Here is a 22,886-nt window from a genome sequence, read left to right on the forward strand (position 1 = left end):
ATCGTTGCCCAAAGTAAAGTTGCACTAACAACCTCAGCCATATTCTCAACCAGTTGGTGCACTTAACAGAGTACAGTCCGGGTTGAGCACGGCGCTACAGTTTTCGAGCGCTGTAACAATAAGCAATTGATTTAACCGAAAGGTTAGGTCCGCAAGCTAGAAAATATCTAACAATTGAGCGCCTTGTAAAAAAATAGCTCATTGGAACAGATGACTTCACATACTCTGCTCTCTTACAGTTTATTAGTTTGATTTAATAGTAACGGCTGAGCACCTTTCGTTAAGGAACTTAACTGAAAAACTGCAAGTGCATGTGATATTCCTTCAGTTTGCTCCGCGACATTAGTTGCGGCTGCTGCGGCTTGTTCAACTAAAGCTGCATTTTGCTGCGTTATCTCGTCCATCAGTCCAACGGCTTGGTTTACCTGCACGATGCCTTCGGTTTGGCCTGCGGTAGTTAACGCAATTTGGTCCATTACTTCTTTAACTGCTGACACCGCTGTTATAACCTCATCCATATTTGCACCTGCATTTCTCGTGAGAACTGCACCTGCATCGATATTCTGCAACGAAACGTCAATGAGGTTCTTGATTTCTTTAGCAGCTGCTGCGGAACGATGAGCTAACTGTCTGACTTCCGACGCAACTACTGCAAAGCCACGACCATTTTCTCCTGCCCGCGCAGCCTCAACTGCCGCGTTAAGAGCAAGAATATTTGTTTGGAATGCGATACTGTCAATCATGCCGATAATATCTAGAACGCGGCGGGATGAGTTGCTGATGTCGCCCATAGTTACGGTCATCTCCTTGACGGCAATGCCACTACTGAGTACTAACTCGGCTGCTTTTCCCGCGAGGACGTTCGCGTTCACAACGTTGCTCGCATTCTTCTGAACATTATTTGCGAGTTCCTCCATGCTACTAGCGGTCTCCTCCAGGCTAGATGCCTGTGATTCAGTGCGCGAAGACAAATCCATATTGCCAGTTGCAATTTCATGGGTTGCCACTCGCATTTCGTCGAAATTGCCTCTGACATCGGAAATAATGCTGCATAAGTTGATATTGGTTTGACGTAGGGCTTTAAGTAGTTTTCCGACTTCGTTATTGGACGTTGTATTTATCTCGCTGGTCAAATCGCCGCCAGCCATATGACGTGCAAATTTTAAAGCAATGTTCACATCTGTGAGAGTTGTATAAAGGCTGTACCAAAGAAATGAAAGACATGTTAAACCGAGGACGCAAGCTACAGGAATTGTCAATGGCAGCTCTTGCAATAAAGACCAGCTAGCTAATGACATGAGCAGTAAGCATACGACTGCACAGATTACATTAACCTGTCGCGTCAATGAGAGTTCTAGCGCTCGCTTTACACGACGTAGCGGTGAAGCACTAACAGCCCGACCTTGGCGAAGTAGTATTTTCTCGGGATTGCCGCGTTTCATTCTAGCGTATAGCTCTGCAGCAGCTTTGATTTCCGCCTCTGTGGGCTTGGTCCTTACCGACATGTATCCAACTGGAATACCCGCCTTTAAAACTGGTGTTACATTCGCGGCTACCCAATAATAGTCGCCATTTTTGCAGCGGTTCTTAACAATCCCACTCCAAGGCGCACCACTTTTAATCGTCGCCCACATGTCGGCAAATGCTTCTTCAGGCATGTCGGGATGGCGGACAATATTCTGCGGCGAACCTATCAGCTCCGCTTCAGTAAAACCTGAAATGTGAACGAAATAGGGATTGGCAAATGTGATGTTACCTTTAAGGTCGGTAACGGAAACCACTGTTTTCGACTCAAGTAATTTAACTTCAGTAGTCGTAATTGGTAGATTTGCACGCATAATATCTTGTCAAGGATGAATGTTTTATTAGTAACGGTTTTTATTGCATATTTTTAGCAATTATTGCTGCAGAGTATAACGTGAGTAGTTTTGGATGCCACCTTATGAGTTAGAATTTCTGTATAAATACAACAAAAAGTTACTAAGTTGATTTGAATTATTGACAGAATGACTTGTTGTACGTCGCGACACGCCGTATCTTAATCATTCAAATAAATTAATGTTACTATTTTCGTAGCAGGGAAATTGTTATTGGTTTATCAAAGTTGCACACACACGCGTTCTTAATGCAACTGCAGTTAGCGTAGTTGAATCGGACTAGCTGTTAGCTCTGTAGTTGGGCGGGCGCCCGTGCAAGTGGTTCCGATACCAGTAGTGCAAGGTTTATGCTCGCAATCCGCGTGCTGCGAACTTGTGCAGGGCCTCATCGAGTCAGGCAGAACAACGTTTTGCAACTTGTACGAGAATGAACGTAAGAGAACTTTGGACGTGCTGGAAATCCAGAGACTATCCTTGCGTTCGGACCAGCAGGCGTGACAAGTTGGTGATTCAGAACGGAGCGTTTGAGCTAAATTCTCGCAGATGGAGCACCTTGTCGGCTTCTACGTGGCGCCCTGTGTGTAGGGTACTTCGTTCCGACACAAGCTGCCCTTTGAAAGGCTGCGGTCAACCCGTTCCCTTACGTTCGCGAGCGTTTTCTGCCAGCACTAAGTGCAACCATTCCTGGCGCGCGAGTCAATGCAGATGGGCCCTGGTAGAATGTTGTCCCAGGCCGGGACGTACTCACGGATACTTGCAGCTCTTCAGAATGGTTGCATTTCTTATGAGCGTGACTTCATCGTACTAGCTTGGACGCTCTGAGCCGAATACACACATCTCGGCATCGGTACCAAGATGACCTATACGGTTTCGATGTTTAAGAGCTACTCATGCCGAACTTTGCCTCAGTAGATGGGAGTACCACCTCCTGTCCCATCAGGGTAGCTTCGATAGAGCGCCGCTAGTGTTGGCGGATGTACTGCTGCCCCTGAACTAATTGAAGAGCACGCGCTGCGTCCAGTTTTCGGCTTGCTGTGGCAGTCTCTAGGCGTAGAGCAATCACTGAACTATGACGAAGCAGGTGATTGGGTGCCGCCCCGACGCTAAGCGCACCATAGGATTGATAGCAAGCTCTTGAGAGACGTGCAGCCGCTAGATTAACAGTTGACTTCACCTTGCAAGCGTACAATCGTCGGAACGCATGACTCTCGTTCGAGCGAGCCTTTCTTGGCCTTTCGCAACCTTAGCGATAGAATCCTGCTGTGAAGCACCTAATCGCGTAAATCTCGCTAATGACACTTACCTTTGTATCTCAGCTGCACGTTTTAGTAGTAGAGCGTGACAATGAAGTTCGTGCTGTGTTGACTACGCTGTTGTCTGCCTATGGCGTAAGCGTGAGCACTGCAGTCGAGGGCTCAGAAGCACTCGCTCTGGCAGAAGAGAACCCTCCTCATGCAATTTTTACCTCAATCGTATTTGCTGACATGGACGGGTTCGAGCTTTGCCGAAGGTTACGTGCAGCGCCTACGACGTCTCACAGTTTGATTGTTGCGCTCACCGGGTACTCTGAGGATGGGATTGAGGACCGGGTGAAGGACGCAGGTTTTGACCGCTACCTGTTGAAGCCCGTTAGCTTACAAGTCATCATTTCTTTGCTCGAAGACTTCGCGAAGCGACTACACGTGGACACTGCGGCTGGTGAGACTAATTAGCCGTAGCTACGTCGCGTCACTGCCAGCTTACCGATAGCACATCTATGTATCGGCCGAACTGTGTATCCGTTGACGAAGCAGTTTTCAACCACCCAGAGAACCTTACGTCAGATGCTGCTCTTCCACAGGACGCAGCGCATTTAACAGTTGCATTAATTCGCCTTGTGCCGCAGACACTGCAGTGTCAAACTCGTCAAAAAGGGCAGACGTCCAACCGCTTACCTGAGCTTTATTGCGATAGTCTTTGATAATGAAGTGCAGAGACTCAACAACCTTGCCTGCTTGAAGTATGTCAAGCGTATCCTTGAATCCTGTCTCAGCCTCGAACGCCAGGTGTACATAGCGCTCGAGCGCATCAAGACTTGATTGCCCAGTCCATTCCAAAAGCTGCTGCTTAATAGTCTCTATAGAAAGCATAGCTCTCTTCAAATCGCTTATGTTCTCACAGCGATGCATCCTGATGAGAGTTCTGAGTGTGTTCGTGATGTAACGATGACGGAAGGCATGCAGGCAAGCTTCCTCATCATAAATACCTGCGGCCATGCGTAGCAAGTAAAGCTCAGCGCTGAGGGTATCCACCGCTAACGGCTTACCGCTGCGACAGCTGACAAATAAATAGCCATGGTCATTTTTTGCCCCAATCGTCTTATTTATGATTAGGCGACGATAGTGCTTGACGAACGAGAGAATCTCTTTCAAGTCAGCTTTTGTTACCGGAACGTAACGACAAGCATCATCACGCTTCTTAGCCGAGAATATCTTGAGTTGGCCAGTTTTTTCCGCTTCGTCTAAGTCTTTCAGCTGAATAAATGACACCTCAATCCGTCGACCGCCAGTCAACTCAAAAAGTCGCAGCATTATGAATCTTCGCCGAACTAAATATGAGGTTTGGCCAGACGCATCATTTGCCTCATAAAGCTTTTCAATAGCGTCAGCCGAAATCGGTTGCCGGCGCCTCGTAGGATTACCTCTAGGAAGGCACTCGTGAGTCCACGCTAGGGCCTTGATTTTTCTCCCGCCCTTTGAAAACTCTACTTGCACAAGCTCCGCTTTAATGCTCCCCTCGGGTCCGATGAGATTGAGCCCAGGCATCAGAGTATCTATATAAGCGAAGAAACTCATGGCGGTACCGGCAATAGTCCTAACCTGATTGACCCCACGTACATTGGTATCAGGCTTATCTAGTCTTTTCTCTTCTGAAAGATAATTGACGAATGCAACAAAGTCAGCATCTTCTAGTTCGAAAAATTCGCGCTGAGTGTCAAAACACCACCGAAGCAGCGGACTTAAATTTTTTGCCCAAGTCAGTAGTGTGCCGCCTTCATTTCGTCTCGACCTTCCTTTCTTGAACCCACTCAGGAGATACAGGTTTGCTAGCCAGCACGGCGAGCCGTCAGGCCAGAGCAGCTGCGCAATATTGTCTCCTGGTATAAATTTGACACCGTCTCGGCCAAGCGACCACGGAAACATGAACTCCTTAGGAGTGAGGCAGTAGAGCTTCTTACTGGGCTTCATTCTTCAAACCGAACTGGAAATTTTCTAAGGAATTCACTCTGCATTTGAAGAAATTCCTCCGACTTTTTTGCGTTGATTGCGAGTTTGCGAGCGTAGGCCATTGTTTCATTCAAACGCTCAGCAAGAACAACCATTTCGCCGCGCAGAGCAGCATTTTCGGCTTCCTGCTCTTCCAGTTTTTGTTTATAGAAGGCTATTGTGCCGCGGGAAGGCTGTGAGAGCGTCACCAGATGTTTGCGAAGACTGTCTAGCGCAGCCTTGCGATAAGAATCGAGCGTCTTGAACCCGCCGACAATCACACTATCAGCCGCGCTTTTATGCGTATTCAGAGACATACTGACAATCTTTTTATCGACTAGCTCAAGCGACGCCAAGCCTCCTTGGCTACTCAAGCTAGCTAGAAGTACCGCTCGCAACCCGTCCTCGATTCCCGCTGAGTCTTTGCAGCAGTCCTTAAGTAAATGTAATTCAGCCACTACCGAGTATCTCGTTGGTGATTCAAGGTCCGCGCCGAAGACTACATCTCCATGCTCAGGTTGCTTAACCATTCATGTCTCCAACGGCAAATCTTGGCGCGCGAACCTTGTACAAAATTTTGTACTCTTCGCCATTCGGTCCTTCAATGAACTCCGGCTCAATCTCTGCTTCATTCGATTGCAACAAGTCTTCGATGTATGCGCACACGTCTGCCTCAGGGAGCACATGAAGGGCATCCAACGTGACACCGTATCGCTCACAGATTAATGCAGCCAGTGATTCAGTTGCTGCGCTATCAGCTTTGATGAGTTCAGTCGCAACCTTAGCCTTCACCTGACGCAACACCTTGCCTTGCATCGCCTCAGTGACATACCGGTAGGTTAGCGACGGCTTCTGGTGCCCCAGGAAGTAACGCAGCACATGAATGCCGCCGAAGCTGCCCTGCCAGAAGAACAACATCGCGAAGTTCCGTCGCAACTGATGTGGGCGAATGTAGTATCGCGCCCCATTTTCATCTGTGCCCATCTCGAAGTAGTCGCAGAATCGGTCCAGACAAAGTCTCATCCATTGAGCACTGCTCTTACTCGTGCCATACGGTGTGAAGTTAGCTCTTTTCCACATGAAGCGTTGAAGCAGCGTAGGGGACGACTCATACCCCAAGTCACTCAAGCGTTCGCTTAGCTCAGCTAGCAAGCCAAGTGCCTCGGCACCAAGTTCCGGAAGTGGGCGCAATACTCGTTTGCGTAGTTCGCCAATGTTTGCCTTCCCAAGGTCGAATCTGAGGAAGAAACGGTCTCCATCTTTCACAATGCTGTCGCGTGTAAGACCAAGCAGCTCAGAGGCTCGTCGTGCCATCAGCGTATTGGCCAGAATGACAATTGCTCCAAGCAAGACCTGCAGCATCTGATAAAGGCTGCTACCGCGCCGAAGCTCGGCAAAAAAATCTTCAGCAGCGCTTTCTATATTCTCAAAGTTCGTAATTCCAAGGCGCCGCAGCGACACGGGGACGTCCAGCAATACGTTCTCCTGCCAGTCCCTCTCCGCCAAACTTAAGTAGTAGGTGACCAAGTCGTGCCCATACTCAAGGTAAAACTCAATCGCATGCTTGAAGCTCTGATTAGCTACTTCAAATGGCAACGTCGCGAATCGACCTTTCTGCTTCAGACGGCCATTCTTGAGTGCCTCCTTTTCCTCCAACGCAGATAGGGCGTCCTCGGATACCAAACATGTCTCAGGAGTGACTCCGACCTCCATAACGCTAAGCGTTTGCATGTAGCTCTGCACAAATTCTGCAGCTGCTCGTTCGTCCTCCCCACCAGGATGCACAGCGACTGCTGGCAGCTCGCGGAGAAATTGCTCGCGAGGTTTGAAATTCAAATAGTCGAGCTCTAAATTATCGAACTTGAGGTTTGAAAGTACACGCTCGCCAATGATATGAGTGAGAAGCTTATTGGATGTTAGCTGAAGCTTGAACACATCGTCTTTTGAGCCAGAGTGGTAGAAGCCGTTCTTATGGAGCCATACGCGGGCAACTTGCACTTGCTCTTCACTCAGCTCTTCTGGAAGCTCCAGCGATTCAGTCTCGAAGATTGCCGGCAGGCGTTTCCTAGCGGCCTTCATATCCTCAGCAGTCACCTTCAGCGAACGAACGAACTTAAAGATGCGTTCCTCCGGCTCATAAATGTTATTTTTGATTGCTCGGCTGCTCGACACGATGTCGATGAAATCATGAATATCATTTTTTGATAGCTGTCGATATCCGGCGCCGTGTGCTTGAATGAAGCTTCCTCGGAGAAGAAAATGGTCAAGCACGTGCAGTGCTCTGTTTAAGTAGGACAGGCCAGTGACCGTAGATTGAACTGCGACGCCCACAACTGTCGGGTGCGTTTGCATGCAGAGGTAGCGTTTGATTGCTTCAAGCAGCTCTGCGTTGGAACGATGCGTTAGCAGCGAACCGTCTGATAGCGTAATCCCAAAGTCAATTGTGATAACGGAATCGCCAAAGCGGCACTGCCACACATTCTCATGGAAGCCGCTTGTAAGCCACTTTGCGCCGACCGCTTCTACGTTTGCAAGGCGAAACTCGTTGATAAAGGATAGTTCTGCTGGGAGCGAATTAGGCACGGACTGCTTTCAAAAAATTGTCACGAGATGCATCAAGTGATGCAGCTTTCATCAGCTTTTTGATGCCGCGGTCGGGATACGCATCGCTTTCGATATGGACTTGCAAGCGCTTAGCAAATTCATGCCAGTAGAGCGCTTTGTCATGAACCTTGTCTCCAGCGGCAAGCGTGAACTCAACTGCATCCTTGACAGACAGAAGAGTAGAGAAGATGCCGTGACTGGCTGCCACCATGATTTCCTTCACCGGCGGCGTCGACTGCTGGTCAGATTCTCGGCTGTCTTCAATTTCTTGCTCGTCAAAGAGGTCAGGCTCCTCGGCGCCTTGCGGAATCAACGGTTCAAGGGCATGATTTTTTAGGAACTCATCGAGCTCTGTCGCGTTTGCAAAGCGCAAAGCTCGTGTCATATAGGGTGTGCCACGCGTCGCTTCTACGATGAGCAGATTCTGGAAGATGCGAATCCATCGGACAGCAAAGTAGTCCCAAATCGCATCAGGCAGATAGTGCCGCATTGATGTCTCAGGGTCATTGCCCAGTTCCCTCGCCATCGCCTTGATATCGAAATCCTCAAGGAATTTAAGGATGCCTTTCTGGGCACGAATGCGATTGATGGTGACGAATTCGGCAAGCTCGCCCAACGTAGCCTCGTTACGCTGCGCGAATGCTCGGAAATACGAATTGATGTTGCTTGTCCTAATAAAGAACGCAGGGTTGCTAAGTGGCTGACCCGAGTAGATGAAGAGGTTCTTCCAACCCTTGACGTGGTTGTCTTTCATATACTTACGTAGCGGTGCAGTTAATTGCAGCCAACGTTGCATGAGAACGTAGGCGCGTCCAGAAAGAACGACGTCATGCCATCCCTGTTGGCCGGCGCGCTCCTTTCGCACACTTAACGTAAGCGTATTGTCTCCGCTGTTCACAGCGTTAATCCTGGTGCCGTTCCCGTCAAGAAGCTTGGCATCAGCTAACGCAGATTCAGTAAACCTCCCGTCGACAGATGTAAGGTATGCCATCATAGCCATAGCGTCTTCACGATTAGGAATACCTAGCAATTGCGCAAGCTTCACCTTGCTAACGCCATAACGAGCTACTTTTCCTGGATACGCAGCAGTTTCAATTTGACTAGTGTCAACGTATCCGTTGTACTCTTGCTTAAAGTACCGAACAGCTTCGACTAAGGCCTCCGGGTTCTTTTTCGGATTTAATGATTCTATAAGGTCTTCGCCTTCAGGTAATCTGTAGGGTTGAGAGTTAGAAAGCGAAATTCCGCGTTCATAGAATTGCCATAAACCCTCGAGATGAGCGTCCAGCCAGTTTTGAACGGTTGTGAAATCCTGATTTATCTGACCGAAAATGACGGCGGTTGTTGCCTCGTCATTAAGATGCAGTGGTACAGGCGTAAGTAATTTGTGTGTGACACCTGACTCGTCATCGCTAGCGTCGCTCTTTCGTTGATGCCGAACTTCCTTTACATAGGCAAGGGAGGGTTTCCCTTCCGGGATGCCGAACAGTGGCGTCGCAATAACGTTTTTCTTAATCAGAATCTCCAAATAATTCGTATATCGCCCCCATGTTTTTTGTAGACTCGCTAAAGTCCCCTCCTTAGCTCCTCCCTTCATGTTGAGCATTTTTCTGAAATGCGTTTCCATGAAATCGACAACCATATCGCGGACGAACTGGCTGTCTTGTAGCTGTGCTTCAGTTATTGCCCGGCCGGCCTCAGCTTGAGCAGCAACAAATTTTGCGAAGGTCGTTCCGAAATCTCTAAGTGCAGTATCCTTCGCTTTTGCCCTCGCGATGTCATTGAGCGCAGAATGAAATCTCATCGTGAAATCACGACCTAGAGCCAGGGTCATCGGTCCTAACAATACGTTATAGGTTTCTCCGTCTTTATCCGTAAGAAGAAAAGGTTGCATTTGACCGGTCTCACTCTGACACAGCTCCATTCCATCGAACGCTTGAGCAAGCTCATATGGCAGAAATTTATTCGAGTTTGGAACGAATGAAGACAGCTGGATAGAGAATTTTTGCTTGAGCTCTCGGAGAAATGTGTAAAACGCCCGTGCATAAGTAAGGCGTACCGAAGGCGTTAGAGCATTGAACTTGTTGGACGCGAGTGCACTGTAGAAAAGGTCTTGTAGCTCGGTGAACCGTCTTGTTCCGAGGTGTAAGACAGATGAAACCGGTGGCTCATCAATGACACGAAGCAACCTGTCAAACATGAGTAGAGCACGTTGAACATTGTAACGAGCACTTTGTGTGGGTAAATTGTTCAGCTCAGCAAGGAGCTCCGACAGAGCCATGCCTTCGATACGGGTAAAGAGGCGGGTTGGCTGAAGCCACTCTTCCTGCTTCACTCGCAGTAGCTTTTTGCTGACAATTGTCATGTCGTTGCCTGGTCTGTCGCTGGTCTGCTTTGGCATGTATGTCGTTGATTTGTATGGTGGAGATAGCTCATTCTTAACGGTTGACAACTGTTTGTCAATCAAGGAAAGCGGGGGCAACCACTTCGTCGAGGTCTGCCTGGACGAAGAAGGCTCCGTCTGGGTGATGCTGCACTCCGGCTCGCGCGGCGTCGGCAATGCGATCGGCACCCATTTCATCGAGCTGGCGCGCCAGGACATGCGGCGCCACATGGTCAACCTGCCCGACCAGGACCTGGCCTACCTGAAGGAAGGCACGGCCCACTACGACGACTACGTGGAAGCGGTGGGCTGGGCGCAGAAGTACGCGCGCATCAACCGCGAAGTCATGATGCACAACGTGATCCATGCGATGCGCAAGCTGATCCCGAAGCCCTTCGAAACACACGTGGAAGCAGTCAATTGCCACCACAACTATGTGCAGAAGGAGCGCCACTTCGGCCAGGACGTGTTCGTCACCCGCAAGGGGGCGGTATCGGCGCGCGAAGGCGAGCTCGGCATCATTCCGGGATCGATGGGCGCGAAAAGCTTCATTGTGCGCGGCAAGGGCAACCCGGAAAGCTTCAACAGCTGCAGCCACGGGGCCGGACGCGTGATGAGCCGCACCGAGGCCAAGCGCCGCTTCACCAGGGCCGACATGGAGCGCGCCACGCAAGGGGTGGAGTCGCGCAAGGACGACGGCGTGATCGACGAGATCCCGATGGCCTACAAGGACATCGATGCGGTCATGCATGCGCAGCGCGACCTGGTCGAGGTCGTGCACACGCTCAAGCAGGTGGTGTGCGTGAAGGGCTGATCGTCATGTAGGGTGGTCCGGGGCGCGTAGCCGGCTTCGCCGACCGCGCGTTCAATTCACGCCGGCATAGTAGAACATCTAGCCCTGCGGCCGCAGGAGTTGCAGCAGTTCGGCCGGCGTGCCGAATTCACGGTCCGGCGCCGCCCGGCGCAGCGCCTCGATCGGGGCATAGCCCCAGCTCACCGCGCCGAACGCGATGCCGGCCCGGCGCGCGGCATCGGCGTCCATGGCCTGGTCGCCCACGTACAGCGCGTGCGCCGCCGGCACCGCGGCCCGTTTCACCACCTTGCGAATGCGCGAGGCCTTGCCGAACACCGACATGCCGCACTCGTAGTGCCCGAACAGGCCGCTCAGGCGCTCGCCCAGCACCAGCCGCACGTTCTGTTCCGAGTTCGACGACACGATCGCCAGCCGCACGCCTTCGCGGTCCAGCGCATGCAGCACCTCGCCGATGCCCTCGAACAGCGGAATGCGCGCCGCGTTCTCGCGCATCAGACCGATGAAACTGCGCGACGCCAGCGGCAGCTTCCAGGCCGGCATGCCGACGCGGCGCATGATGGCGCGGGTGTCGTGGTGGCGCAGCTCGTGGGCTTCGTCCGGGCCCACCCGGCGGAAACCCAGTTCGTCCGCGATCTGGTTGAACACGCTGATAAAGAAGGGGAAGGAATCGGCCAGCGTGCCGTCGAAGTCGAAAATGGCCAGGCGGTAGGACATGGAAAAGGCGGGGGCAAACCGGCAGCGGTATCGGTGCCGCCGATTATAGCCCCCGCTGCTCAGATGGTGCCGCCATTGGCGCGCAGCACTTGTCCGTTAATCCAGCCGGACTCTTCACCGACCAGCACTACGCGGCGATGGCCGCATCACTGCTGCCCGCCACCGCGAGATGGCGGTTCACGGCCGACAGCACCGCGCGGAACGAGGCCGTTACGATATTGCTGTCGATGCCCACCCCGAACAGGGTCTGGCCGCTGCCCACCCGCAGTTCGACGTAGCAGGCGGCGCGCGCATCGGCGCCGCGGCCGATCGCGTGCTCGTGGTAGTCCATCAGGCGGATGTCCAGGCCCAGCGCATTGACAAAAGCGTCGATCGGGCCGTTGCCCTTGCCCTGCAGCGCCTGCGGCGCGCGGTGGCGCACCACGTTCAGGTCGATCTCCACGCCGTGCGCGCTGTCTTCCACCATGCGGTGCGCCACGTAGTCGTAGGGCGTGTCCTGCTCCAGGTATTCGCGCGAGAACAGCGCGTGGATGTCGGCCGCGGCGATCTCGCGTCCGGTCTCGTCGGCCATGCGCTGCACTGCGCGCGAGAATTCGATCTGGAGGCGGCGCGGCAGCTCCAGGCCATACTCCTGCTGCAGCAGGTAGGCCATGCCGCCCTTGCCGGACTGGCTGTTGACGCGGATGACGGCATCGTAGCTGCGGCCCAGGTCGGCCGGGTCGATCGGCAGGTAGGGCACTTCCCAGAGCGCATCCGCCTTCTGTACGGCGAAGCCCTTCTTGATGGCGTCCTGGTGCGAGCCGGAGAAGGCGGTGAACACCAGGTCGCCCGCATACGGATGGCGCGGGTGCACCGGCAGCTGGTTGCATTCTTCCACCAGCTGGCGCACCGCGTCGATGTCGGAGAAATCCAGGCCCGGGTCGATGCCCTGGGTGTAGAGGTTCATGGCCAGCGTCACCAGGTCGACGTTACCGGTGCGTTCGCCATTGCCGAACAGGCAGCCCTCGACGCGGTCGGCGCCCGCCATCACGGCCAGCTCGGCCGCCGCCACGGCCGTGCCGCGGTCGTTGTGCGGGTGCACGCTGATGACGAGCGACTCGCGGCGCTCGAGGTGGCGGCACATCCACTCGATCTGGTCGGCATAGACATTGGGCGTGCTGGCTTCCACCGTGGACGGCAGGTTGACGATCATCTTGTTGTCCGGGGTCGGCTGCCAGACGCTGCTTACCGCATCCACGATGCGCTTTGAGAAGTCCAGTTCGGTAGTGGAGAAGGATTCCGGCGAATACTCGAGTCCCCACTGCGTTTGCGGATGCTGGGCCACCAGTTCCTTGATCAGCTTCGTGCCCTTCACCGCGATCTGCACGATCTCGTCCTGGCCCATGCCGAACACCACGCGGCGGAACACCGGCGCCACCGAGTTGTAAACGTGCACGATGGCGCGCTTGGCACCGGCGGCCGCCTCCACGGTGCGGCGGATCAGCTCCTCGCGCGCCTGGGTCAATACGATGATGGTGACGTCGTCGGGGATACGCCCCTCGTCGACCAGCATGCGCACGAAGTCGAAGTCGGTCTGCGAGGCCGAGGGGAAGCCGACCTCGATTTCCTTGATGCCAATTTTCACCAGCATGTCGAAGAAGCGCAGCTTCTTTTCCGGGCTCATCGGCTCGATCAGCGCCTGGTTACCGTCGCGCAGGTCGGTGCTCATCCAGATGGGCGGCCGGGTGATGCTGCGGGACGGCCACTGGCGCTCAAGCAGCGGGACGGCGGGGAAAGATTGGTACTTGGCGGCGGGATTCTTCAGCATGATCGTGTGCTCCTGGTTGCGTTGACTGCGTGACATTGCGGACCTTGCCGCGCGGGCAGGGTCGGATGCGGCGAAGGGCTGCCGGACGGGCCGCGAAACGCTAGGCCCGGCAACCGATCGCTAGTGTTAGCAGCAGGCGAGGATGGACGCGCGAACCGGACGGCGGGGTAGGGCCGACGATGCTGCTGGATGGTGCTGGGGTGGGAAACTTGGACATCTGTTCACGTTCCTGGCTGCAACTGCTGCTGGGGCCGGCTTGTGGCCGGAGGGCATACGGCGTGGATTACGCGCGTAGTAGCAGTGCCGGCGATAGCGCGCCGGCGGCAGGTAGGGAAGTCGAAAGATGCAGGGGGAAGGACATGCGGTCCACTCTAAAAGAGAAATCGACCGCCTGTCAAGAAAAAATTTGTGCGTTGCGGAATCCTACCGTCATGCTTATATCCGTAGGGTGGGCGGTTCACCCGCCCACGCGGTGATAGCTTGCGGCGAGATCATTCGGCGCGAAAACGGAGCCACCAGCGATCACCGCGTGGGCAGAAAATCTGCCCACCCTACGCACAGCGATCACAGCTTTTCGAGCAGCTCCGGCAATTCCTTGATGAAGGCGTCGCGCACGCGCAACCCGGCGCGCCCGCTTTCGCGCTTGTCGTCCTGCACCAGCCGCACGAACACCACCGTGCGCTTGCCGTTGCTGGTCCAGCCGACCAGCCAGCCATGCGGCAGCGCGCCCGGCTCCGCACCGCTGCCGGTCTTGGCGTACAACTGCCAGCCGTTGCGCAGGCGCGGATAGCGCATGAGCGAGGCCGTCATGTCGACCGCCTTGCCGGACACCGGCAGCGTGCGCGCGACCAGCTTGCGCAAAAACACGGCCTGCTCGTCGGGAGAAATCTTCAGCGAGCTGCCAAGCCAGGCCGCGGTGAGTCCGTCGTCCTTGCCCGGGTTGCCGGAGGCGTCGCGGTTGCCGTACTCGAAGCGATCGAGGTAGGACTGGAAGCGCGCGCCGCCCAGGCGGGTGGTGACCTGCTGCGAATACCACACCACCGACTGCTGCATCCAGGCCGCCGGGGCGGTGGCGGTGCGCCATTCGGGCAGCCAGTCGACATAGCCCTGGCGGAAGGGCAGCAGCGGCGTGCGCTCGTCGAGCAGGACGCCGCTGTCGTGGCCCATCAGGCTGATTGCCACCTTGAAGGTCGAGGCGGGCGTCACGCGCTGCTCGCACTGGCCTTCGCGCAGCAGCGTCTTGCCGGTGGCGGCGTCGACCAGCAGGGTGCAGCGGATCGCATCGCCAGCCATGGCTGGCAGCGCCGTACCTGCCAGAAGCGCCAGCATCATCAGGCCTTTCGTGTTCATCCCGCCTCCGTCGAAAAGCCGGCAGTATAGCAACGCGGCATCGAACGACGGAGGCCCTGGCTTGCGGGGCCGCAGGTGCCGAGGGGGCTTTGCTGTTATACTGGACCCATCGGCAGGGGTTTGTTCGTGCCGCTACTCCCGGTATTGCACCGGCAGTCCCCATGCAGCCCGCAGGATGCGGGTTTATTTCTCCCCCCTCCTGGCAGTCGCAGGCCGGGCTCTCCCACAGTGGCCAATGCCACGAAGCACTCCCTCCACGCCGACCCGCTGCGCCGGGCCGCATCCCTTATTAGGAGCCACCATGGCAAAAGAAGAACTCATCGAAATGAACGGCCTCGTCAGCGAAGTGCTGCCTGAACTGCGCTTCCGCGTCGACCTCGACAACGGGCACAAGATGATCGCCTACACCGCGGGCCGCATGAAGAAGAACCACATCCGCATCCTGCAGGGCGACCGCGTCACCCTCGAACTGTCGCCTTACGACCTGACCAAGGGCCGCATCGTGTTCCGTCACATCGAGACCCGCGGCCCGGTGGCCCCGCGCCGGGCGCCTCAGCGCCGTCGTTAATCTCCGCCAGGCCAGGCGGCGCCTTTGCGCTGCCGCATGTTCCGGCGTGCGCACCCGCTGAGGGAAAGGCGCATTCCGGAAACAGCGCTAGCGGCGCGGGGCGAACGGCCAGCGCAGCGAATGCTGTTCGATCCAGGCGCGCGCGTACTGGAAGCCCTTGTCCTGGGCTTCGGTCGCGCGAGCAAATTCCTGTGCATCGCTCGCCCATGCATGGCTTGCTTCACGCGTGTCGGCATGGACGATGCACACGCGGCAGCCATAGCGGCCTTCTTCGGATGCGCAGAGGATGTCGATGTCGTATCCTCGGTAATGTTGGGTTGTCATAATTTTCTTTCCGTCCGCAATGTCGCAGAATGCGCGGGTGTGCGTTGCATTCACCGTACCATGATTTCGGTCCCGGCCACCGTCGGCCACGCGTTCGAACGGACGCTCCGCGGCTGAGGCTGCCGCCCTGCGCGGCAATGGATGTTTCAATCATGCGGCATGCCCTCCTACGCTGGCCCCGGTGAATTGATGACGCCGCTTGAGCGATGTCCTGCCTAAGATGGATGACTTCGCTGCGCAGGCAGTGAAGATTTCTACAACGCTCAGGCATCCACTTCAGGACACACATGACTACCGGTATTGTTAAATGGTTCAACGACTCCAAAGGTTTCGGCTTCATCACCCCCGATGACGGCAGCGGCGACCTGTTCGCCCACTTCTCGGAAGTCCGCTCCGAGGGCTTCAAGTCGCTGGCGGAAGGCCAGCGCGTCAGCTTCGACATCGGGGCTGGCGCCAAGGGCCGCCAGGCCTCGAACATCCAGCCTGCCAGCATGTAAGCGGATGGACGGCCGGCTGGCGTATTAGCGCCAGACAGGGCCACCCGGAACGACCCGATCGGCGCCCAGTGCGCCTTTTTTTTCGCCTTGTTCCAAGCGTGTTATTAACAAGCGTGATCGGCCTTACAATGTTGCTATCCTAAAAACAGGTGAGCGACGATCCATGGCCCATATCCATCCTGCCGGCTGGCGCGAGATGTCCGTCACCGGTTCCGCAGCGCGTGAAATCGAAACCCTGACGCTCCTCGAGAAGCGCCTTTCGGACACGCCTTACGAGATCTACCACGGGGTCCACTGGACCAACGTCGAGCACGGCTTCTCGGCCTATGGCGACATCGACTTCATCATTGTCGCGCCCAATGGCCGGCTGCTGCTGATCGAGCAGATCGCGGGCTTCCTCAACGAGAGCAAGGATGGTCTGGTGAAGAACTACCAGGGCAAGCCGCGCAAGATCCGCCACCAGATCCTGCACACCATCGAAGGCTTCGCCAAGCGCTACCAGGGCGAGCTGTCGATCGACTACCTGCTGTACTGCCCCGACTACATCGTGAAGGACCCGCAGCAGGCCGGCATCGACCCCAGCCACATCATCGACGCCACCAGCAAGGGCCGCCTGGGCGCGAAGATCCGCGAGATCCTGCCCGTCACCGAACGCACCGAGGAATTCGACCGCGTCACCCGCTACCTCGGCGACACCCTGAGCCTGCGCCCGGACCCGAGCTCAATGATCGGCTGCGCCACGCAGATGGTCACGCGCTTGTCCGGGGGCCTGGCCACCTGGGCGCGCCGGCTCGAGTTCTCGCCCTACCGCCTGCGCGTGATGGGCACCGCCGGCAGCGGCAAGACCCAGCTGGCGCTGGCCGAATACACGGCTGCGCTGGACGCCGGCCTGCGCCCGCTCTACGTCTGCTTCAACCGCCCGCTGGCCGACCACATCGAGCGCCTGGTCCCAAGCGGCGGGCGCGTCGCCAACTTCCACGAACTGTGCGACGCCTGGCTGCGCGCCCAGGGCAAGACGCCGGACTACGGCTCGCCCACCGTCTGGGGCGACATCGAAGCCGCGCTGGTGGCGGCCGACCTGCCGGAAACCTGGCAGTACGACGTCGTCATCGTCGACGAGGGTCAGGATTTTTCGACCATTTGGCGCGACATCGTGCTGCGCATGCTCAGGGATGGCGGGCGCGCCATCTGGCTCGAAGACCCGGACCAGAACCTGTACGGCAAGGAAACCGTGCCGCTGCCCGGCTGGGTGGTGCTGCACTCGAACACCAACTACCGCAGTCCGCGCGAGGTGGTGCAGATGCTGGGCTCGATCGGCGCGGTGAGCCAGCCGGTGGAGGCGGGCAGCCCCTTCAAGGGCGCCGACATCGAGGAGCTCACCTATCCGGAAGGCGAGGTCGAGGCGATGCTGTCGCAGACCCGGCGCGCCGTCACCCTGTGCCTGGCCGCCGGCTTCGGGCGCCAGGACATCGCGATCTGCTCCTTCCGCGGACGCGAGCGCTCGAACATCCTCAAGCTCGACAAGCTGAGCGACGCCCACACGCTGCGCTCCTTCACCGGCGCCTACGACCTGTTCGGCAACCCGGTATTCCGCGAAGGCGGGCTGCTGGCCGAATCCGTGTACCGTTTCAAGGGGCAGTCGGCGCCGGCGCTGATCTTCACCGAGATCGATTTTGAAGAGATGGACGCACTCACGCTGAGAAAACTGTTCGTCGGCATGACCCGCGCGCGCCTGAAGCTGGTGCTGGTGATGAGCGAGCGCGCCTCGGTGCAGTTTCTTGACCGGATGAGTGCGGGTGCGGAAGTCAAGCCCTGACCCGGCGCAAGCGCACATCGCCGGGAACCGCTGTTTTATGCGGACGGTATTGAAATGCAGGCCATCGCGGCACCCAACGCGTGCTAGCATTTTGCCCATCATTTCCGGAGTCAAGCACATGAAAAAACTGGTGGCGGCGAAAGCGGCGCGGATGCGCCTGAAGGTGCTGGGCGCATCGGCATTGATGCTGCTGCTCGCGGGCTGCGGCGACCATCCGCCCAAGGATGACGACGATGACGACGACACGCCGCCGCCCGCGGCCATCACGCTCGTCGCCGGCGACGCCAGCGTTCCCGGCAGCCTTGATGCCACCGGCGCCGCCGCGCGCTTCAACGAGCCGAGCGGTATCGCCGTCGATTCCGCGGGCAACCTGTACGTCGCGGACCGCCGCAACTACACGATCCGCAAGATCACCGCGGGCGGCGTGGTGACGACGCTGGCCGGCTCCGCGGAGAAGGACGACACCGTCAATGGCACCGGCAGCGCGGCGCGCTTCATCGGCCCGGTCGCACTCGCGCTCGGCTCGGACAACGTGCTGTACGTCGGCGACGGCCGCCAGGTACGCAGCGTGACAATGGCGGGCCAGGTCGGCACCAGGGCAGAGATCCGGGTGGGCAGCAACGTTGACGGACGCAGCCTGATGCTGGCCAGCATTGGCGGCATCGCGGCGGATACGCGCGGCGACCTGATCGTGGCCAACGGCCACAGCGTGCGCCGCATCGCCGCAAACGGTGCGCTGACGATGCTGCAGGGAGAGGCCGAGTTGCGCGACACCTGGGGCACCCGGGCGCTCGTCCAGCGCGGCGTGGCGGTCGACAGCAGCAATAACGTCTATGTGGAAAGCAACGGCACCGTCAACAGGACCAACAGCAACAGTGTCGTGACCCAGAACGTGCTGACCCTGCTGGCCGGCGCGGTGGGCCAGCGCGGCGCGGCCGACGGCGCCGGTGCTGCCGCCCGATTCGAAGACGTGGTGGCGCTGGCCACCGACCCGCAAGGCAATGTCTATGCGGCCGACAACGTCAACAACCTGATCCGTAAAATCAGCCCCGCCGGCGTTGTAACCACGGCCGCGGGCACGCTGAAAGCCACGACGCTGGCCACCGGCGCGCTGCCGGGCCGCTTCCCCAGCCTGCGCGGGCTGGCAACCGACGGCAAGGGCAACTTCTACGCCACCTCGGGCAACGCTATCGTCAAGATCAGGCTGCCATAAACGGCCTGGCCGTCGGCTCAGCGGCCGATGGCGGCGGTGGCCACGCCCTGCGCCACGCTGTTCTTGCTGGTGGTGGTAGTGAGCGCGAACAGCGGCTTGCGCGGCGACTTGTCCGTGCTCCACTCGTAGGCGACGGTGCTCTTGACGCCGTCCGGCCCTTTTTCCGAGGTATTGCGCTTGCGTTCGCTGCGGAAAGGCTCGGGCGCCTTGCCCACCGCCTTTTCGAACATGGCCTGGGCTGTCGCGGCCGGCACTGTCTTGGCGTACAGCGCGCACAGGTTCTTGTCCGAATGGACGACCATGATGAACTGCCCGTGCTGGCTCGGCACCGACCAGGCATTGCCTTTTTCTCCCTGCAGGAACACTGCCGCGGCCTCGGCCGGCAGTTGTGGGAAGCTCGAGAGCTGCTTGCGCAGGCCATCGAAGTCGTGCAGGTATTTCAGGCAGTGCGTGGAATAGATGTTCATGAAGGCCGCGGCCTGCTGTTCAGGCGCAGCGATGGCGATTGAAGAAGCCAAGATTCCTCCAAATGTGATCGCCGCTTGACGAAGAAGTCGCATGGTTTTCGTGCTCCGGCTGGTTGCGTAGTCGTCCTACTATAGCAACTCAGCACTGAAATCCGGGCTTGCCTCAGGCAAACGTACGCGGGGAGGGGGCGTGGCGCGTGCCGGCGCGGGACCGCGTTACCGGCTGCCTGCTCTGGGCGGTATCTCGCCGAGATCGACGTAGACCGGCAGGCCCAGCTGCCGCGCGGTCTGCACATCCATGTCCGCACCGCGCGACTCGCCCGCGATGCGGTAGACGGCGTCGCACTGGCGCAGCATGCGCTGGGCGACTTCGTAGAGGAAGCCTGCGGGATAGATTCCGGATTGGCGGCCGGTGGCATGCGCCAGCGGCAGCGCGGCCCATTCGCCAGTGAGACCTTGCCTTTCGTTGGAGCAAAGGGCCACATTGACCTTATCTGGCGGAGCGCTCGAGGCTACTACCAATGCGTTGGCTTCTGCGATTTCTCCGAGCAAAACGCCATTTGGCTCGGCCGCTAGCGTAGACGATAAGGGTCAGCCGACACTGGCTTGTTCAGCCAGCTCCGGGACCTCCACAAGGAGCCGGGCGATCCGTTGGTACAAGCCGAGCTTGAATTCGTCACGGTCCTTGGAAAAATGGCAGCGGCGATGACAGTTCGGGCAGAGTGCCACCGCGTTCGTCGTTGTATCGGAACCATGACTGGACAAGGGCATCACATGATGGACTTCGAGATACGGTAGACCATCCGTCCCAAGGAATGGAGCGGGGCTACCGCAACCCTCGCAGAGGCCACTTGCCGCCTGGAGCACCCAGGCTTTCACGGCAGGATCGCGAACATAGCTTGTCGTTGTCGTCGTGACAGTGGCAGGCGCTTGCCTTCCTTTGGGAACAGCACCAAGATGCCGTCGCCTCAACTCGGAAACACGCCCCGAAAGCGCCTCGGTATCGGACGTTGGAACATATGCTTCCAGCGACTCGATCCCCTGAATGCTCAGCAAGGCGATCATCTTTGCTTTGACGGATGAGCCGATGTTCCGTGCTGGAAGATAGCCGGCAATGTATGGCATTTTCAGCTCATACAAGGCCGCTGAGATGTTCTGCATCCGGAACTCGATCGACGCTTGTGTCCTTCCGGCGAGTGGCCCGGCACGCAGCTCGCGATTGACCGCCGCCTTGCTATAGCCCTGGCCGTTCAGCTCTGCATGCAACATTTGCAGGTAGGCCTTGATCGTGGCGGCTAGCTCAGCGTCGCTCCAGGCATTGGAATCGCGTGATGGTTGAGATACGTTGGACATGAAGTAGGCAGTGTTCTGCACCTCAGTCTACTTTCTGTTCAATATCTCTTCAACAATAACTTGCTCGGGCCTAGCGAGGATAGGTGCGATGTGCGCTCTGTCTTCGCTTGCGCTCAAGTAAAGGTAGAAACAGTTGCGCGATGTAGACGCGAAGCGTCATTAGGCCTTGGCAACTAGAATATCTTTCCACCTATCAACGGCGGTTTGGTAGCATCGTGACATGAAAGATCTTGCCCCTCATGGACTAACTCCTCCCCGCATCCGCCGCCGACAAACCGTAGCGCTCGCGCTGCTCGTCGTCACAGGCGTCATCAATTACCTCGACCGTGCCACTTTGGCCGTCGCCAACGAGTTCATCCGGGCCGACCTCGGTCTTTCGCTCGGCCAGATGGGCGTGCTGCTATCAGCCTTTTCATGGAGCTATGCACTGTGCCAGCTTCCGGTGGGCGCGCTGGTCGACAAGATCGGGCCGCGCTGGCTGCTCGGTGCAGGCTTGGTGGTGTGGTCGCTGGCGCAGGCAGCCGGCGGACTCGTTTCTACCTTCGGCTGGTTCGTGCTTGCACGAGTAGTGCTCGGGATTGGGGAGGCGCCGCAATTTCCGGCAGCCGCACGCGTTGTCAGCAACTGGTTTCCGCTGCGTGCACGCGGGACGCCGACAGGGATCTATAACTCTGCCTCCCCGCTGGGCTTCGCACTTGCCCCTCTGTGCCTGTCACCCCTGATCGCCGCGACGAGCTGGCACTGGGCCTTTTTCGTTACGGGAGCCCTCGGCATCGTTGCCGCCGTCGTATGGGTCGCTCTTTATCGCGACCCCGTGCGCGAACAACTGACCGAGGCCGAGCGTGCCTACCTGGACGAAGGCCAAAGCGGCGAGCCAGCGCCGAAAACGGATTTCGCCGCATGGCGCGCGCTATTCCGCCATCGCGCTACCTGGGGCATGCTGCTCGGCTTCTTTGGCTCGGTCTATCTGAACTGGGTCTTCCTCACCTGGCTCCCGGGCTATCTGCGCACCGAGCGTCACATGGACGTGGCGATGGTCGGCTTGGCGGCCACGATTCCCTTCCTGTGTGGTTTTGCCGGCGCGCTGTCGGCCGGTTGGGCTTCCGACCGGATTACTCGCCGTGCGGCATCGGCTGTACAAGGCCGTCGCACCGCGGTGGTGCTGGCCATGCTGGGCATGGTGGCCTTTACGATTCCGGCCGCTCTGGTCGAAAGCAACACCGCGGCCATTGCCTGCATCTCGGTCGTCATCTTCCTCGCCAATGCAGCATCGGCCTGTTCGTGGTCGCTCGTGACCGCAGTCGCGCCGCGTAGCCGCATTGCTTCGCTGGGTGCTATTCAGAACTTCGGTGGGTTCATCGGCGGCGCGCTAGCACCGATTTTCACGGGCTATATCGCGCAGAGCTGGTCCTTCGTGCCGGCCTTGTTGACAGGGGCTGGCATTGCCTTCCTTGGTGCGATGTCCTACCAGTTCCTGGTTGTCCGTCCGATTCCTGAGCAGGAATAAAGGGTTCGCTTCTACAAGGAGAGCATATGGTGCGTCGGTTGAAGGCAGCGATTATCCTACTTTGCGTCAGCATTGGGCCGGCAACGGGAGCACAAGACAAGCTTCCTGCTGACGTCGCCAAATATGTAGACCAGCGTGAAGGCTGCGACCACTTCCGGGGAGAGTTGCCGGACCCGCCCGATGACAAGCGCATGCGGGAAGTCGAGCGCGAGATTCGCAAGCTCTGCACAGGCACCGATAGTAAACTGCAGCAGTTAAAGCGCAAGTACGCCAGGGACCCGGCAGTCATAAAGCGTTTGAATGAGTTCGAAGAGAAGATCGAGGCGTCGCCGCGATAGTTCGAATTG

General features: G+C 57.4%; 19 protein-coding genes and 1 pseudogene. 8 read left to right on the plus strand and 12 right to left on the minus strand.

The features are described from left to right. Positions 1 to 233 precede the first annotated feature (233 nt). On the minus strand, positions 234 to 1,838 hold the full coding sequence (locus AC56KL_RS20460) for a methyl-accepting chemotaxis protein (RefSeq protein WP_497182016.1): 1,605 nt from the start codon (positions 1,836 to 1,838) through the stop codon (positions 234 to 236). Between the two features lie 1,331 nt (positions 1,839 to 3,169). Between AC56KL_RS20460 and AC56KL_RS20465 the strand changes: the two genes are divergently transcribed. Next, positions 3,170 to 3,589: a response regulator gene (locus AC56KL_RS20465; protein WP_497182017.1), complete on the plus strand. Its 420-nt coding sequence runs from the start codon at positions 3,170 to 3,172 to the stop codon at positions 3,587 to 3,589. A gap of 102 nt (positions 3,590 to 3,691) precedes the next feature. Here the strand turns inward: AC56KL_RS20465 and AC56KL_RS20470 are convergent, their stop codons facing one another. The 4 genes from AC56KL_RS20470 to AC56KL_RS20485 are packed head-to-tail and all read right to left on the minus strand — an operon-like array spanning position 3,692 to position 10,127. After that, positions 3,692 to 5,104, minus strand: coding sequence for a tyrosine-type recombinase/integrase (locus tag AC56KL_RS20470; protein ID WP_497182018.1), 1,413 nt, complete (start codon positions 5,102 to 5,104; stop codon positions 3,692 to 3,694). Then, positions 5,101 to 5,652, minus strand: a complete 552-nt coding sequence (locus AC56KL_RS20475) for a hypothetical protein (protein WP_497182019.1) — start codon at positions 5,650 to 5,652, stop codon at positions 5,101 to 5,103. The genes AC56KL_RS20470 and AC56KL_RS20475 overlap by 4 nt, the downstream gene beginning before the upstream one ends. After that, on the minus strand, positions 5,645 to 7,705 hold the full coding sequence (locus tag AC56KL_RS20480) for a site-specific integrase (RefSeq protein ID WP_497182020.1): 2,061 nt from the start codon (positions 7,703 to 7,705) through the stop codon (positions 5,645 to 5,647). The genes AC56KL_RS20475 and AC56KL_RS20480 overlap by 8 nt, the downstream gene beginning before the upstream one ends. After that, on the minus strand, positions 7,698 to 10,127 hold the full coding sequence (locus AC56KL_RS20485) for a hypothetical protein (RefSeq protein WP_497182021.1): 2,430 nt from the start codon (positions 10,125 to 10,127) through the stop codon (positions 7,698 to 7,700). The genes AC56KL_RS20480 and AC56KL_RS20485 overlap by 8 nt, the downstream gene beginning before the upstream one ends. Before the next feature lie 76 nt (positions 10,128 to 10,203). On the opposite strand from AC56KL_RS20485, the pseudogene AC56KL_RS20490 reads away from it, so the two are divergent. After that, positions 10,204 to 10,923, plus strand: a pseudogene (locus tag AC56KL_RS20490) (RtcB family protein); the annotation flags it as partial. Between the two features lie 78 nt (positions 10,924 to 11,001). On the opposite strand, the gene AC56KL_RS20495 reads toward AC56KL_RS20490, so the two are convergent. From AC56KL_RS20495 to blaOXA, 3 genes are all read right to left on the minus strand, one after another. Next, a complete protein-coding gene (locus tag AC56KL_RS20495) occupies positions 11,002 to 11,637 on the minus strand; it encodes an HAD hydrolase-like protein (RefSeq protein WP_497182022.1) in 636 nt (211 codons plus the stop codon). Between the two features lie 127 nt (positions 11,638 to 11,764). Continuing rightward, complete coding sequence (gene leuA, locus AC56KL_RS20500) at positions 11,765 to 13,447, minus strand: 2-isopropylmalate synthase (protein ID WP_497182062.1); 1,683 nt, start codon at positions 13,445 to 13,447, stop codon at positions 11,765 to 11,767. A 561-nt stretch (positions 13,448 to 14,008) separates the two neighbouring features. Continuing rightward, the gene (blaOXA, locus tag AC56KL_RS20505; RefSeq protein ID WP_497182023.1) at positions 14,009 to 14,794 is read right to left on the minus strand and encodes a class D beta-lactamase; all 786 of its coding nucleotides are present in this window, start codon (positions 14,792 to 14,794) and stop codon (positions 14,009 to 14,011) included. A gap of 301 nt (positions 14,795 to 15,095) precedes the next feature. On the opposite strand from blaOXA, the gene infA reads away from it, so the two are divergent. Continuing rightward, entirely contained in the window at positions 15,096 to 15,362 is a 267-nt protein-coding gene (infA, locus tag AC56KL_RS20510) for a translation initiation factor IF-1 (RefSeq protein ID WP_497182024.1), read from the plus strand. An 87-nt stretch (positions 15,363 to 15,449) separates the two neighbouring features. Here the strand turns inward: infA and AC56KL_RS20515 are convergent, their stop codons facing one another. Continuing rightward, on the minus strand, positions 15,450 to 15,686 hold the full coding sequence (locus tag AC56KL_RS20515; protein WP_497182025.1) for a hypothetical protein: 237 nt from the start codon (positions 15,684 to 15,686) through the stop codon (positions 15,450 to 15,452). A gap of 287 nt (positions 15,687 to 15,973) precedes the next feature. Between AC56KL_RS20515 and AC56KL_RS20520 the strand changes: the two genes are divergently transcribed. The 3 genes from AC56KL_RS20520 (at position 15,974) to AC56KL_RS20530 (ending at position 19,212) form a co-directional block, all read left to right on the plus strand. Next, on the plus strand, positions 15,974 to 16,183 hold the full coding sequence (locus tag AC56KL_RS20520; protein ID WP_497182026.1) for a cold-shock protein: 210 nt from the start codon (positions 15,974 to 15,976) through the stop codon (positions 16,181 to 16,183). A 163-nt stretch (positions 16,184 to 16,346) separates the two neighbouring features. Next, a complete protein-coding gene (locus AC56KL_RS20525; protein ID WP_497182027.1) occupies positions 16,347 to 17,999 on the plus strand; it encodes an ATP-binding domain-containing protein in 1,653 nt (550 codons plus the stop codon). 118 nt (positions 18,000 to 18,117) lie between these two features. Continuing rightward, positions 18,118 to 19,212: an NHL repeat-containing protein gene (locus AC56KL_RS20530; protein WP_497182028.1), complete on the plus strand. Its 1,095-nt coding sequence runs from the start codon at positions 18,118 to 18,120 to the stop codon at positions 19,210 to 19,212. Between the two features lie 17 nt (positions 19,213 to 19,229). Here AC56KL_RS20530 and AC56KL_RS20535 read toward each other — a convergent pair whose 3' ends face one another. From AC56KL_RS20535 to AC56KL_RS20545, 3 genes are all read right to left on the minus strand, one after another. Further along, a complete protein-coding gene (locus AC56KL_RS20535) occupies positions 19,230 to 19,730 on the minus strand; it encodes an NMCC_0638 family (lipo)protein (RefSeq protein WP_497182029.1) in 501 nt (166 codons plus the stop codon). A gap of 165 nt (positions 19,731 to 19,895) precedes the next feature. After that, entirely contained in the window at positions 19,896 to 20,162 is a 267-nt protein-coding gene (locus AC56KL_RS20540) for a hypothetical protein (RefSeq protein ID WP_497182030.1), read from the minus strand. 108 nt (positions 20,163 to 20,270) lie between these two features. Then, positions 20,271 to 21,032, minus strand: coding sequence for an HNH endonuclease (locus tag AC56KL_RS20545; protein WP_497182031.1), 762 nt, complete (start codon positions 21,030 to 21,032; stop codon positions 20,271 to 20,273). Between the two features lie 220 nt (positions 21,033 to 21,252). Between AC56KL_RS20545 and AC56KL_RS20550 the strand changes: the two genes are divergently transcribed. Together AC56KL_RS20550 and AC56KL_RS20555 are read left to right on the plus strand one after the other, a co-directional pair. After that, on the plus strand, positions 21,253 to 22,539 hold the full coding sequence (locus AC56KL_RS20550) for an MFS transporter (protein WP_497182032.1): 1,287 nt from the start codon (positions 21,253 to 21,255) through the stop codon (positions 22,537 to 22,539). A 26-nt stretch (positions 22,540 to 22,565) separates the two neighbouring features. Beyond that, positions 22,566 to 22,877 (plus strand): hypothetical protein, encoded by a 312-nt coding sequence (locus AC56KL_RS20555; protein ID WP_497182033.1) that lies wholly within the window; start codon positions 22,566 to 22,568, stop codon positions 22,875 to 22,877. Positions 22,878 to 22,886: the final 9 nt, after the last annotated feature.

The sequence above is a fragment of the Telluria sp. ZB4P34 genome (assembly GCF_059686055.1).

What these genes read in the sequence shown, in the direction of transcription:
- AC56KL_RS20495 (WP_497182022.1), bottom strand. Translation starts at nt 11,637, where the DNA reads ATGTCCTACCGCCTGGCCATTTTCGACTTCGACGGCACGCTGGCCGAT.
- AC56KL_RS20475 (WP_497182019.1), bottom strand. Translation starts at nt 5,652, where the DNA reads ATGGTTAAGCAACCTGAGCATGGAGATGTAGTCTTCGGCGCGGACCTT.
- AC56KL_RS20515 (WP_497182025.1), bottom strand. Translation starts at nt 15,686, where the DNA reads ATGACAACCCAACATTACCGAGGATACGACATCGACATCCTCTGCGCA.
- AC56KL_RS20550 (WP_497182032.1), top strand. Translation starts at nt 21,253, where the DNA reads ATGAAAGATCTTGCCCCTCATGGACTAACTCCTCCCCGCATCCGCCGC.
- AC56KL_RS20460 (WP_497182016.1), bottom strand. Translation starts at nt 1,838, where the DNA reads ATGCGTGCAAATCTACCAATTACGACTACTGAAGTTAAATTACTTGAG.
- AC56KL_RS20520 (WP_497182026.1), top strand. Translation starts at nt 15,974, where the DNA reads ATGACTACCGGTATTGTTAAATGGTTCAACGACTCCAAAGGTTTCGGC.
- AC56KL_RS20530 (WP_497182028.1), top strand. Translation starts at nt 18,118, where the DNA reads ATGAAAAAACTGGTGGCGGCGAAAGCGGCGCGGATGCGCCTGAAGGTG.
- AC56KL_RS20545 (WP_497182031.1), bottom strand. Translation starts at nt 21,032, where the DNA reads ATGTCCAACGTATCTCAACCATCACGCGATTCCAATGCCTGGAGCGAC.
- blaOXA (WP_497182023.1), bottom strand. Translation starts at nt 14,794, where the DNA reads ATGAACACGAAAGGCCTGATGATGCTGGCGCTTCTGGCAGGTACGGCG.
- AC56KL_RS20470 (WP_497182018.1), bottom strand. Translation starts at nt 5,104, where the DNA reads ATGAAGCCCAGTAAGAAGCTCTACTGCCTCACTCCTAAGGAGTTCATG.
- AC56KL_RS20525 (WP_497182027.1), top strand. Translation starts at nt 16,347, where the DNA reads ATGGCCCATATCCATCCTGCCGGCTGGCGCGAGATGTCCGTCACCGGT.
- infA (WP_497182024.1), top strand. Translation starts at nt 15,096, where the DNA reads ATGGCAAAAGAAGAACTCATCGAAATGAACGGCCTCGTCAGCGAAGTG.
- AC56KL_RS20465 (WP_497182017.1), top strand. Translation starts at nt 3,170, where the DNA reads ATGACACTTACCTTTGTATCTCAGCTGCACGTTTTAGTAGTAGAGCGT.
- AC56KL_RS20485 (WP_497182021.1), bottom strand. Translation starts at nt 10,127, where the DNA reads ATGCCAAAGCAGACCAGCGACAGACCAGGCAACGACATGACAATTGTC.
- AC56KL_RS20555 (WP_497182033.1), top strand. Translation starts at nt 22,566, where the DNA reads ATGGTGCGTCGGTTGAAGGCAGCGATTATCCTACTTTGCGTCAGCATT.